This is a genomic window from Limnoglobus roseus (assembly GCF_008254045.1).
Taxonomy (GTDB): domain Bacteria; phylum Planctomycetota; class Planctomycetia; order Gemmatales; family Gemmataceae; genus Limnoglobus; species Limnoglobus roseus.
Genome location: NZ_CP042425.1, coordinates 4111981 through 4124487, shown reverse-complemented (window position 1 = coordinate 4124487; position 12507 = coordinate 4111981). Strand labels below are relative to the sequence as shown.

Here is a 12507-nt window from a genome sequence, read left to right as displayed (position 1 = left end):
ACCGACGGTCCCGTTTCGCGTCCGACTCGATTCTTGAGGGGCGGCGAAGAACCGCCGGAGAAACGGCCGCCGCACCTTGCTTTCGGCCGTGCCATCCGCCACCATGCACTTCATGACCGAAGCCGTACAGTTGAACGTCGAAGACCTTTTGCAACAAGCCCGTGCCCTGCCCTACGGCCCCGGCCGCGTGGCCGTGGTGGAAGAGGCCGTCCGGTACGCCGACGCCCACACCGACGTGGACAGTGGGTACGAAGCCCGCATGGAGTTGCTCGACGCGGCCGTAATGGGCGGCCGGGGCGACCTGCTCGTCGCGCACTACCCGTGGTGCCTGGCACAATTCGACCGCGACCCCGACCGCTTCGACGAGTACCAGTTGCTCTGGCGGTTCAAGTGGGTCATGGGGCACGTCCTGGAGTTCCCGCAGATTTCCCTGGGGCAGATCGACGGCCTGTTCGAAGAAATGGCCGACCGCTTCCGCCGCTACGGGGCGGGCGACCGCGTTCTGGCCGGATTCCAACTTTCCCTGGCGAAGCACCGCGGCGTGGTCGACGATGCGGCGCGGAGTTTCGACGAATTCCTCGCCCACCCGCGCGACAGCCTGAGCAACTGTGCCGCGTGCGACGCGAACGCGGTCGTCGGTTACCACCGATGGCGCGGCGACCACGCGGCCGCCGTGCGTTCCGCCGACCGCATCCTGGCCAACCGCCTGGCGTGCCGTCGCGTGCCGGAGAACACCCACGCGACGTTGCTGCACTCCCTGCTCGAACTCGGCGACGACGCGCAGGCGGTCGCGCTGCACCAACAGGGTCTGCGGTCGAGTACGGCCTCCGGCGACCTGAGCAACCTCGCGAAACACCTGACGTTCCTGGCCCGGACCGACAACCTCGCCCCGGCCGTGCGGCTGTTCGAGAAATTCCTCCCGAACGCGGCCGCCGGCTACGAGCCGGAATCCCGCTTCGCATTCCTGATGGCCGGCCGGTTCCTGTGCGACCGCCTGTTGGCCAACGACTGGCGGCGCGGCCTGCGTGTCCCCCCGGCACTGACGAGCACGAACCGCAAGACCACGTCCGATGTCGCCACCCTCCGCGCGTGGCTGGACGCCGAGTGCCGGCAACTCGCCGCGCAGTTCGACGAGCGCAACGCCACGGACCAATTCTCGAAGCGGATCGCCGAGCAGGCCGACCTCCACGCGAAAGTGCGGCCCGTCCCGCTGACGCGGGATTGAGTGACGGCCACTCGGGCTTTGCTCCCTCTGCCGCCGTCGGTACAATTCGCCATCGCGTTCGCGGACCAGGAGGAGCCGACCGTGTGGCGAAACGTGGCCGGTGTCTTCGTGTTCTCTCTCGTCGCCCGCGGGGCCGATCAGCCGCCGCCCGTTCGCGTCCCGGCCCAACCGCTGTCCACGGCGGAAGAGTCGAAGCGGCAAGCCCTCGCGAACTTCGGCACGGCCCGCCTCCGCCAGCGGAGCGATAACACCCTCGCGGCCGCCAAACGACTGGAAACTGCTGCGAAACTCGACCCCGCGGCCGTCACCCCGCGGCGGGAACTCGTGTCGGTCTACGCCGACCTCGGCCGCGATGCGGCCGCCATCCGCACGGCCCGCGACGTTCTCAAGGCCGACCCGCAAGACGCCGACATCGCCCACCACCTCGCGAAGTTGCTCTTCGAAGTCAAGCGCTATCCCGAAGCCGCCGAGGTTCTCACCGCCGCGGTGGATTCCCCGCGGTTGGCGAACCGGGCGACGAAGAAGTTGGCCATGCGAACCGACCTCGCCCGCTGCCGCGAACGGGCTAACGACGCGGCCGGCACGGAAGCCGCGTGGCAAGCCGTGCGGGAGTTGTTGCGGGCCGAACAGCATCAACTTTTGAAGGAAGGCTTCACGGCCGCCGAACTCGATCATCAGGCCGCGACCGCCGCCGAGAAGCACGGCCGCTCGCTAATCGCGCGGAAGCAGTTCGACGCCGCGGCCGACGCCTTCCGCACCGCCCGCGACCTGTACACCGACGTGAAGCGGGCAAACGACCGGGCCGGGGCCGCAAGGTTGCACCGGAACCTGGCCGAACTCTTTGCCGCGAAGGGGGACGCCGCGGAATCGGTGAAGCAGTTCGAAGCCTACCTCGCGTTCAAGCCGCGCGACGCGGCGACCTACGAGCGGTACGCCGAGCAACTTCGCGCGGCCGGACGGGACAGCGTGGTGAAACTGCGGGCCATCGCCTACGACGGGCCGGCCGCGGCGAAGTGGGTGATGCTCGCGGAACTAGCACGCACGCCAACCGGCTTCGGCGAGGCCAACGTGCAATTCGCCGAACTCGCGAAGCTGACGGCCGACGCCGACTTCTTCCGCATCCTCGTCCGCACCTACGCGGCCGCCGACACCTCCGGGGCCGGCCTGCTCGACATCGCCGAATCGCTCTTCCCGGCGGCCGAAGCGGAGGTACGGCGAAAGCCCCCGACCGTCTCCGCGGCGGACGCCGCCCGCCGCCAAGCCTTCGCGAAAGCGCTGGTCGAATCGCCGGCGCTCGCCCTAAAGATGACGCGCGCGGCCCGGCTCGGCAGCGGCACCCCGCGCTCGCCGGAACTCTGGGAGTTGCTCGCCTGGGCGTGCGGACGGGCCGGCCGACCGGAAGAAGTCGAGGCGGCATTGACGGCTGCCCTAACGGGGGCGCGGGATGACGGCAGCCTGCGGACGTTTCAGCGACTTTATCACCACCTGACGGCCCAGCGGAAATGGCAAGCGGCCCTGGACCTGTGCGACCGCTCACAGGCGTTCGGCACGAAACTCGTTAGCTTCTACCGGGCCATGCCGCTCGCAGAAATCGGTCGTGGCGAGGACGCGATGAAGGCCCTCGCCGTCGCGCAACTCGACAACGCCTTCCCCTCGCGGCGGGAGAAACTGCACGTCCTCGACATCCTCGGCCGGTACGACGAGATGCTGAAAGAGTGCGACGCCGCGATGAGCGAGTTCACGACGCCGGCGGAGGTTCACTCGTTGCGGTACCAGCGGGCACAAGCCTACCTCGGCTTGAAACAGTTTGCCGAGGCCGAGGCGGAACTCCGCGGCCTCCTCGAAGACGACCCCGACGACGTGTTGGCCCTCAACAACCTCGGGTACAACCTTGCCGAGCAGAACCGCAAACTCGACGACGCCGAGCGGTTGGTCCGGCGGGCCATCGAGATCGACACCGACGAGCGGGCGAAGGCCGGCGAGCCGTCCACCGACCACGCCGCGTACCTCGACAGCCTCGCATGGGTGCTATTCCGCAAGGGAAAGCTAAAGGACGCCCGCGACCTGTTGGAGAAAGCCGTCTTGCTGCCAGAGGGTTTGAACGACCCGACCGTCTGGGACCACCTCGGCGACGCGGCCTTCCGCCTCGGCGACACAGTTCGCGCGAAGGAAGCCTGGACCGCTGCGGCTGAGCAGTACAAGACGACGCACATGGGCCGTCATCTCGGCCGCCGCGATGAGGTTCTGCGGAAGTTGAAGCGGATCGACTAGCACTCCCTCGCCGGTCGGCGAAACCGTGGATATGACTCCATCATGCCAATCACCGTTACCTGCCCGAAGTGCCGCGAAGCCCTCGACATCCCCAACGAACTCCTCGGCGGCGAAGTCCGTTGCGGGTCGTGCCAAGAAATTTTCGTAGCCCACGCCCCCGGCGATGCACCGCCGCCACTGCCGGACGAGGACCGGCCGCGCCGCCCGCGGCGAAAGCGGCCGGATGTTTCCCGTAACAAGCCCCTGCCAACCTCGCGGGCCGACGACGATTACGGCCCCCTCGAGTACGATCCGGACCGCAAGCGGAAGCAGGGCGTCGGCGTCGCCCTGTGGGTGCTCTTCGGCGTCTTCGGCTTGCTCGGCTGCACCTGTTGCGGCGTCATCGGCTACTTCGTCGTACAGACGATGGACCCGGAGTACAAGGAGTTCAAGGCCCCCGACGGCCGGTTCACCGCCGAGTTCCCCAGCGATGTGAAACAAAAGACGCGCGTGACCGGCCGCGACAAGGACAAGCCGGCCGTGTCGTTCGAGGCCGAGAGAAAGATGGTGCAGGAGAATTACTTCATCTACTACGTCGATCTCACCGACGCCGAGAAGCGTGACTCGGCGAAAGTGATCGACGGCCTCTGCGACGGCCTCATCAAGACGAACCAGGGGAAAGAAATCTCGCGCTCGAAGCGTGCCCACCAGGGGTTCGAGGCGGCCGATGTCATCCTGAGCATGCCGGGCAAGCGGTTCATCCAGGCCCGCGCGATCGTCGGCGACGGCCGCGGCTACGTGGTGGGCGTGGCCGTCAACGGCGAGCCGCAGGGCATGATCTGGCTTGAACACTTCTTCGAGAACTTCGAGATCACCGCCCCCGACAAGAAAAAGGACGACAAGAAGAAGCCGGAGAAGAAGGACGGGAAGAAGCCGGAAAAGAAGCCCGTCCCGGACGACGACGACGACAACTGACTGGCATCACTCGTAGAACGCCGCCGCCGCGAAGCTGACGCTCTCGTGACCCTGCGGGTGGACGAACTGTTGGTAGTGAAGCACCCGCCCGGCCGTGGGCCGGGCTGTGGCGAGCGTGAGGCACGTCGGTGGGAGTCCGCAGATGCGGCGGGCGTCCCCCTCGGCGGCGATCACGTTGAAGTACCCTTCCCCGTCGGCCGCGTTCAACTTCGCCAGTATCGCCTCGTCCTGCTTGCGGCTTTCGCCCAACAACGGCTCGCGCACGGGTTCCGGGTCGTCGAACTTCGGGCCGATGTGCGCCAGGTCGCCGCTGATGACGTAGCAGACCGGCTCGCCCGCCGCCGCTTCCGCCGCCTGTAACGCCGCGACCATCCGCTGAATTTGCCCGACCCGGTCCGGCGGTGTCAGCGACGAAACACAGTCGCCGAAGGAGCCGACGAGCAACGGCACGATCCGGAACGGGCGGTCCGGGAAGAGGTGTTGCAGGACGACGACTTCGAGTTCGACCGAGTGCTCCGGTAGGTGGGCGAACGGGTCGTCGAAGAGGCCGGAGCCGTAGGACTGTAGGATGCGATCGACGTAAGCCTGATCGGTCTCGACGGTGCCGAGCGGCGTGGCGAAATTCATCCGCGTGAGCGAGAACCGGGCCGGCGAGTAGTGCGACGTGGCGACGATGACGAACAGCCGGGCGTCGGTCCGCTCGGCGAGTTCCTTGAAGCCCCAGCCATAGGTGACGTTGCCGCGGGCGTAGTCCATGTGCGGGACTAGCACCGCCCGCAACCGCGGCCCGTCGGTGCGGCGGTCGCCGACCGGACCGGGACCGCCGGGGCCGGTGAACAACCCCCGCATCTGGGCGTGGATCGCTTCCGGCTCGGGCGGGTAGCAGCCGACGCACGACGGCCGCCGGACCGGGCCGGCGAGGTACTCGCGGAAGGCGGGGCCGTCGAGGAGGAAACTTTCGTCGAGCTTCGTCACGAGTGCCGTCAGGGCGGGCAGGCCGAGGAACGTCGGGCCGAACTTTGCCGCGAGGGTGGAGTGGATCTCCGGGACGGTCAGGCGGCTGGTGAAGAGTTGGACGGCTTCCAGTTCGGCCCGCGACACGGCCACCGGCGAGCCGATGCGGCGGGGGTCGTAGAGCCAGAGTTGGCCGCCTTCGTGGGCGGCGGCCAGCCACGGCCAGCGCGTCGGCCGTGGGTGCGGATTGGTGTTTGACATGCCCCGATTGTCGAGGCCACGACCGGCGGCGTCAAGGCTTCACGCCGAGGACGTACAGACCGACAGCCGCGGCAAACGCCAGAACGCACGCCAGGCCAATGGCGATCAGGTGAACCTTCTTCTCCGGCCGTTCGGCATTCTGAGGCCGGGTCGGCTTCTCGCGGAAGAGATTGCCGGCCTTCACGGCTGTGCTGTCCTCGCGCGGCGGCGGCTCAACCGCCCTCGGCTGGAGCTTCGGCAATTCGATGATCATCGGCGGCGGCTCTTCCTTCTTCCTCCGGGTCGGCTTGACCGCCGGCGGTTTCGCCGGGGCCGTCGGCGGAACGGGGAGCGTCTCCTGTGTGCTGTCGGTGGCGGTCTGCTGGTTGACCTGCGACGGCGTGAGCTTCGGGTTTGACTCGGCCTGGAAGCGGATCGCCGACCCGCTGCCGGACGCCTGCGAACCCTGATTCTTCGACACAATGTTCATCGACACGAACCCGTTCAGGCTGATGCCGTTGCGGGCGACGGACACCGTGCCGGGGGTCGGGAAGTCGTCTGCGTTCGGCAGGCTCGCTTGTGCGAACGGTGCGAGGCCGTCCAGTACCTCCGCGGCCGATTGCGGCCGGTCTCCGGGCTTTTTCGCCAAGAGTTGTTGGACCAGATCGGCCAGGGCTCCGGGGATGCCGGGGACCAACTCGCGGAGCGACGGCGGGGCCTTCGTCTGGTGGGCGATGAGCTTCTGCGAAATCTTGTCCGAGGGGAACGGCGGTTGGCCGGTCAGCAGGTAGTACGCGGTGCAGCCGAGGCTGTACAGGTCGGCCCGGCTGTCCACCTTCGAGCACTCGATGGCCTGCTCCGGGGCGAGGTAGTCGGCAGTACCGACCATCTTCGCCCCCTCGCCGCGGGTGAGGGCGTCGTCGTCGAGTTCCGACCGCACGAGGCCGAGGTCGAGGATGCGGACGACGCCGCCGCGGTCGAGCAGCACGTTGGCCGGCTTGATGTCGCGGTGAACGAGCGAGAACGAGTGGATCGCTTGCAGGCCGTTGGCGATCTGCCAGAGGTAGTGCGCCGCCCGGGCGGGGTCGATCTTGCCGCGGCGGACGATCAGGTCGTGCAGGGTGACGCCGTCGATGTACTCCATGACCAGGAAGGCCACGTCGCCTTCCATTTCCACGTCGTAGGCGCGGACGAGGTTCGGGTGTTCGAGGGCCGCCGCCGCCCGCGACTCGCGGAGGAACCGCTCGCGGGCGAACTCGCTCTTACCGCGGTCCGGCGGCAGCACCTTGAGCGCGACCCGCCGCTTCATGCTGGCGTGTTCCGCGAGGTAGACCTGCCCCATGCCGCCCATGCCGATGCGGTCGAGGAGGCGGTACTTGCCGAGGACGAACCCCTTGTGCCGGCCCTTGAGAAGTTGCTCGGCCTGGAACGACGTGAGCACCCCGTCGGCCTGCAACTGCTTCACGACAGTGTCGGGCGCGGAGTTGTTGCTCTTCTGGAAGAGTTCCTCCAACTGGCTGTCGCCCAGCAGGTGGCTCTTGCGGATCAACTCTAACAGGTCGGCAGTCGTCGTCGGAGCAGGCATGTCAAAACCATAAGCAAGCACAGGACAGGGGTCGAACAGAAGGGGGGTGCTGGAAGATAGGTTAAGAACGGCTCATCTTGCGGACGGGTTGCCGAAAAATCGTACCGAACGGCGTTGTGTGTCCGGCCTTCCGGCGCGTGCGTCGGAATTTGAGTGTCCTCGCAAAAAAATCAGCCCGGCGGAAAGCCGGGCCGTCGTATCCGATGCGAAACGTGTCGAGCGAGGACTTCTCGGCGAGGCGAAAAAGAAGGGTTTCGCCGTCAAAAGCGATAACCCGACTTTACGGTCCGCGGTGGAGCGCACGCATCGGGAACAAGCGGGACTTCACGTGCTGCTTCTCAAATACCGTCTGCGCTTCCGCCGCTAGATCGGACGACTTTGGCGGCCGTGTCAGGAAAACACTTACTTCTTCGGCGTTTCGGCCGCCTTCGCCCCGAATCCCGGGGAGGCGTTGAACGCCTTCACCAACGTCGCATCGGCGATGTTCCACACCCGCACCTCGCCGTCATACGACCCGGCCGCGACCTGCTTCCCGTCGGCGCTGACCGCCAGAGCGTAGACGAAATCCGTCAGGCCCTGGAACGTCTTCAGGTTCGACAGTTTCTCCGTGTCCCACGACCGCACCGACTTGTCGGCCGACGCGGTCAACAGCAGGGGTTGGCTCGGGTGGGCGATCACCTTGAAGACCTCGTCGTTGTGGCCGCCGGCGTTCTTGATCTGCTTCCCTTCGCCGGTCGGCTTCCACGTCCGCAGTTGGCGGTCGGCTCCGACCGAGTAACCGACCGAGGCGTCGGGCTTGACGGCCACCCCGTAAACAACGTTCTGATGCTCCGGGAACGTCAGCACCGATTCCTTCGCCTTCAAGTCCCACACCTTTGCCGTCTTATCGCGGCCGGCCGTCAGGAGGTACTTGCCGTCCGCGGAGAGGGCGACGCCCAGCACCCAGTCGGCGTGGTTCTCGACCGTCTGCTCCAACTTCGCCTTCGTGATGCCTTCGGAAATGTCCCAGATGCGCACGGCCCGGTCGCAACCGCCGGCGGCGAGGTATTTGCCGTCGGCGGACGCCGCCAGGCACAGCACGGAATCGTCCGCGTCGAGCAGTTGCTTGAGCATCACGGCCGGGTCGGACACCCCGTCGAGGATTGCCACGCCGTCTCGTGTTTCCTCGGGCTTCGCGCTTAAGTCGTAGATTCGCACGTCGCCTTCCTGCCCCGGCCGCCCGCCCGCGACGGCGAGCTTGCCGTCCTTCAGGAACGCCAACCCGTAAGCCCGCTCGGCCCGTGTGTAAACGCGCTTCGCCAGCTTCGCGTCGGCGATGTCCCACACGGTCAGTTCGTGGTGGCCGCCGACGACGAGTTGCTTGCCGTCCGGCGTGAAGGCGAGGGCGTTCACGATGCTCGGGAACTTGTACTTCGCCGGCGGCACCGGCGGCTTCCAGCGGACCCGCAATTCCTTCACGAGATCGACCTTCGCGTCCAGCCCCGCGTCAATCTTCGCCCCTTCCGCGATCCACTTGCGGACGACCTCGGCCTTGTCCTTCGGCACCGCCTCGCCCTTGTCCCGCGGCGGCATCCGCCGGTCGTCCTTCGTCACCATCAGCGTGAAGAAGTCGCTCTCGGCCGGCTTACCCGGCGTGATCGGCTCGCCGTCGCTGCCACCCGCGAGCATCTTTTCGATCGTGGTCATGTCGTACTTGCCGGACCGTTTCTTCGCGTCGTGGCAGGCGAAGCAGTTCTCCTTCAGGATGGGGGCGACATCATTAATGAAGCTGACGGGCTTGTCGGCCGCGTGGCTCGGGGCGGCGGTGAACAGCAGGAACAGCACGGCCGCCGCGACGGCGCACAGCACACACAGGCGAACATTCCGCAACATGGGAGGGCACTCTCGGAGACGCCGCGATCGGCGGGTCGGTGGGATGGGTATTGTACCGGGTGCCCGCCCGAAGTGAAAGCGTCAGTCCGGCAGGCTTAGCCGGTAGAGGGTGCCGCCGGCGTCCCGCTTCGCAATCTCCGTGAAAACGACGCCTCGCTTTTGCAACTCCTCGCGCCGCCAGCCGCCATCGGGTCCGTAGAAGTGCAACCGCTCACCTGCCCGCAGTTTCGCCGCCGCTTCGTCGGGCGTGAGCAGCGGCACGTCGCTGATGCGCGCCAGTGCGTAGAGACCGCGGTCCACGGTGTCGCTCTTCGTGTGCTTCATCGCCAGGTCCACGTCGGCCAGGAACGCCACGGGCAGCGATTGCCCCTCGTAGTGCCACCAGCGGGCGAACTCGAACGGCGATTCCACGATCGTCGTGCCGTCGGCATTCGCCCGGAGGAAGTCGGCCGTCTCGCGCAGGTTCGCCGCCTCTGCCCGGTAGTAGCCGGTGGCCATCCCCGCGTTCCCGACCAATCCGCACCACACGAACCCGACCGCCGCGAGCAGCACGGCCGCACGATTCCCACCCGCCGCCCGGCTGACGGCGAACGCGAACACGGCCCCGAAGCCGAGGACCGACGGCAGCACGTAGCGGTAGTAGAACGCGCCCGTGACTTTCGCGCCAACGGCCACGCCGATGATCGGCCCCGCCGCGAGTGCCGCGAGGGCCACCGCTTCCGCGAGCGGGTACGGTGCGGCCTCGTCTCGCCTTCGCCCGGCCACGATGCCCACGATGAGGGCGACGGCCAACGGCGGCAGCATCTCCTTCCGCGTGAAGTCCTGGAAGACGCTTTCGACGGCTGGGCGGGTGAACTTCACCTTCGACCAGAAGCCGGCCGCGTACGCTTGCGGGCCATAGCCCCACAACGGGTAGAGCGCTGCCAGCGTGACAATAACTGCGACGAAGCCGGCGGCCATGCCGCGATCGAGTTTGCGATTCTGCGCCGTTCGGATCAACTCCGCGAGGCCGAAGGCGACCATCGGCACGACGAAGAAGTAGTGAGAAGAGAGGCCGAGGACACACGACGCCGCAAAAGTGAGTTTCCAGCCTCGCTGCCACGCGAGCAGGGCCGACGCCGTGAAGCCGACCGCGAGGCCGTAGGGCCGAGCTTCGAGAAAGTACGCCCACACGGCGGGGGAGATCGTCACGATCGACAGCGCCAGGAAGGCTTCCGCCGGCCCGCGACGGTGCCGCACGAACAGGTAGAGGCACAAGCCGCTTAGCACGGCCCCCAGCACCGCGGGCAACCGCACGGCCCACTCGACTTCGCCGAAAATCCCGACGGAAAGGGCCGTCAGCAGGTACGACAGCGGCGGGTTGTTATCGAGGCCACTCGCGAGGTTCGACCACAACGACTGCGGCGAACGGGCGAGGTGCAGCGTGAACAGTTCGTCGAACCAGTACCGCCGCAGGGCCGCGCAGCGCAGAAGGACAAACGTAAGCGCGACGAGGTAGCTGCCGACGGCCAGCGGTTCCAGATATCCGCGGAGCCTTGGCTTCGAGGCCGGCGACGGCGAATGGACGACCGCCACGCGGCGGATGAGGACCGTCAACGGCTCGACCACGGACAGCGACATCACGGCACTCCGAGAACCCACGCAGGCGCGATAGGTTCGCGGAATGCGGCCGCCCGTGCAAGATCAAGTGGGAGGCGAAATTGAAAACGGAACGCGGACGACGCGGGATTTTGAACGCCGGATCAAAACCGGATCAGAACAAGTATCGGATTTGCTCTTATCCCGCGTTCATCCGCGTCTTCGAATCCTGCGACATCCGCGTTCCGTTTTCAGCGCGTCTACCGGACAACAACGCCATCCGTGTCGAGACTGTCAGCAGCGATCCAGCCGGACATCAGCACCATCGGCATCCCCGGACCGGGGTGGGCCGCCCCGCCCGCGAGGTACAGGTTCCGCAGGTCCGGCGAGCGGTTCGCCGGCTTGAACGCCCCCAGCCATTTACCGTGGCTGGCAAGGCCGTAGATCGCGCCGTTCAGCACGCGGTAGCGGTCGTGAATGTCCTGCGGCGTCAGCACGCTCTCGAACACGATCCGCGATTCCAGGTCCGGCATCTTCCCCGTCGTCTTCAACTTGTCCAGGATCACGCGGCGGTAGGCCGGCAGCATCTGCTTCCAGTCGTGGTGCGGCCGCAGGTACGGCGTGTGAACGAGCACGTACAACGCCTCGCCGCCGGGCGGGGCGGTGGCCGGGTCGGTGCGGCTCGTCGCGGCCAGGTAGCACGTCGGGTCCGGGGCGGGTTCGCCCTTGCGGTAGATGAAGTCGAACTCCTCGTGCGGGTCGCGCGAGAAAACGAAGTCGTGGTGCAGCAGGTGATCGTAAGCCTTGTTCAGCCCAAGATACAGCACCACGCCGGAACAGGCCGGCTCGTACTTCCGCCGGCGGTCGAACTTCCGGGCCGCCTTCGGAGCATCCGGCAGCAACTCCCGGTGCGTGCGTACCGAGTCGGCATTCGACACAACCGCGGCGGCTTCGACAATCTCACCGCCATCGGTTTCCACGCCCGTCACGGTCTTGCCATCGGCCACGATCAGCCGCTTGATGCCGGTGTTCGGCCGGAAGTCCACGCCGAGTTCGGTGCCGAACTTGACTAGCGCTTCCGGCACGGCCCGTGTGCCGCCCATCGGGTACCAAATGCCGTCCTCGGTCTGCATATGGGCAATGCCACACAAGACGGCCGGCGACGCCTCTGGCGACGACCCCACGTACTGCGTGAAGTGGTCGATCATCTGGGCCACGCGGGCGTCCGGGATGAACTTCCGCACCGTGCCGGCCACCGACCGGCCCATCCGCATGGCCCGCACGTCGCCGACGATCTTCGGCTTGAACCCGCCCTTGACGTCGATCATGTCGCGGATGCCACCGATCGACTTCCAGAAGAAGTATTCGTCGCTGACGCGGTGCAATCGGTCCGAGAGTTTCAGGAAGTTGCGGTAGCCGTCGGCCGTGCCGGTGTTCGGGGAATAGCCGTCGAGCGACTTCGCCATGCGCTCGACGTTCTCGACGAGGTCGAGCGTGCTGCCGTCGCCGAAGAAGCACCGCCACTGCGGGTCGAGGCGGACGAGGTTCACGTAATCGTCGAGGTTACGGCCGGCCTCGCGGAAGATTCGGCGGAGGACGTCGGGGATGGTCAGAATCGTCGGCCCCATGTCGAAGCGGAAGCCGGCCTCGGAAAGCACGGTCGCCTTGCCGCCCAGCCACGGCGAGGCTTCGAAAACTGTGACGCCGTACCCGCGGGCGGCGAGCGTACACGCCGCCGCCAACCCGCCCAACCCGCCGCCGACGACCACCACACGATTCGATGCTACCACGCCGGTACCCCTCACAGGATGACTGTGCCCCCTCATGA

General features: G+C 66.9%; 8 protein-coding genes. 3 read left to right on the top strand and 5 right to left on the bottom strand.

The genetic code is table 11. From position 1 onward, the window contains the following. Positions 1-112 precede the first annotated feature (112 nt). From PX52LOC_RS17090 to PX52LOC_RS17080, 3 genes are read left to right on the top strand one after another with little or no spacing between them, the layout of a single operon-like run. Positions 113-1225, top strand: coding sequence for a hypothetical protein (locus PX52LOC_RS17090; protein ID WP_149111242.1), 1113 nt, complete (start codon positions 113-115; stop codon positions 1223-1225). After that, positions 1226-3496 carry a tetratricopeptide repeat protein gene (locus PX52LOC_RS17085; protein ID WP_149111241.1) on the top strand — a complete coding sequence of 757 codons (2271 nt, stop codon included), beginning with the start codon at positions 1226-1228 and terminating at the stop codon, positions 3494-3496. A 42-nt stretch (positions 3497-3538) separates the two neighbouring features. Further along, positions 3539-4450, top strand: coding sequence for a zinc ribbon domain-containing protein (locus PX52LOC_RS17080; protein WP_149111240.1), 912 nt, complete (start codon positions 3539-3541; stop codon positions 4448-4450). Between the two features lie 6 nt (positions 4451-4456). Here the strand turns inward: PX52LOC_RS17080 and amrB are convergent, their stop codons facing one another. The 5 genes from amrB to PX52LOC_RS17055 form a co-directional block, all read right to left on the bottom strand. After that, on the bottom strand, positions 4457-5665 hold the full coding sequence (amrB, locus tag PX52LOC_RS17075) for an AmmeMemoRadiSam system protein B (RefSeq protein WP_149111239.1): 1209 nt from the start codon (positions 5663-5665) through the stop codon (positions 4457-4459). Between the two features lie 31 nt (positions 5666-5696). After that, positions 5697-7229 (bottom strand): serine/threonine-protein kinase, encoded by a 1533-nt coding sequence (locus PX52LOC_RS17070; protein WP_149111238.1) that lies wholly within the window; start codon positions 7227-7229, stop codon positions 5697-5699. Positions 7230-7631: 402 nt separating this feature from the next. Further along, positions 7632-9101 (bottom strand): c-type cytochrome domain-containing protein, encoded by a 1470-nt coding sequence (locus tag PX52LOC_RS17065; RefSeq protein ID WP_149111237.1) that lies wholly within the window; start codon positions 9099-9101, stop codon positions 7632-7634. Between the two features lie 81 nt (positions 9102-9182). Next, the gene (locus PX52LOC_RS17060) at positions 9183-10721 is read right to left on the bottom strand and encodes a glycosyltransferase family 39 protein (RefSeq protein WP_149111236.1); all 1539 of its coding nucleotides are present in this window, start codon (positions 10719-10721) and stop codon (positions 9183-9185) included. Positions 10722-10939: 218 nt separating this feature from the next. Further along, positions 10940-12505, bottom strand: coding sequence for a phytoene desaturase family protein (locus PX52LOC_RS17055; protein ID WP_149111235.1), 1566 nt, complete (start codon positions 12503-12505; stop codon positions 10940-10942). Positions 12506-12507 lie beyond the last annotated feature (2 nt).

Bases quoted from the DNA above. Each gene is read 5' to 3' on its own strand.
- PX52LOC_RS17090 (WP_149111242.1), top strand. From the start codon at position 113: ATGACCGAAGCCGTACAGTTGAACGTCGAAGACCTTTTGCAACAAGCC.
- PX52LOC_RS17080 (WP_149111240.1), top strand. From the start codon at position 3,539: ATGCCAATCACCGTTACCTGCCCGAAGTGCCGCGAAGCCCTCGACATC.
- amrB (WP_149111239.1), bottom strand. From the start codon at position 5,665: ATGTCAAACACCAATCCGCACCCACGGCCGACGCGCTGGCCGTGGCTG.
- PX52LOC_RS17070 (WP_149111238.1), bottom strand. From the start codon at position 7,229: ATGCCTGCTCCGACGACGACTGCCGACCTGTTAGAGTTGATCCGCAAG.
- PX52LOC_RS17065 (WP_149111237.1), bottom strand. From the start codon at position 9,101: ATGTTGCGGAATGTTCGCCTGTGTGTGCTGTGCGCCGTCGCGGCGGCC.
- PX52LOC_RS17060 (WP_149111236.1), bottom strand. From the start codon at position 10,721: ATGTCGCTGTCCGTGGTCGAGCCGTTGACGGTCCTCATCCGCCGCGTG.
- PX52LOC_RS17055 (WP_149111235.1), bottom strand. From the start codon at position 12,505: ATGAGGGGGCACAGTCATCCTGTGAGGGGTACCGGCGTGGTAGCATCG.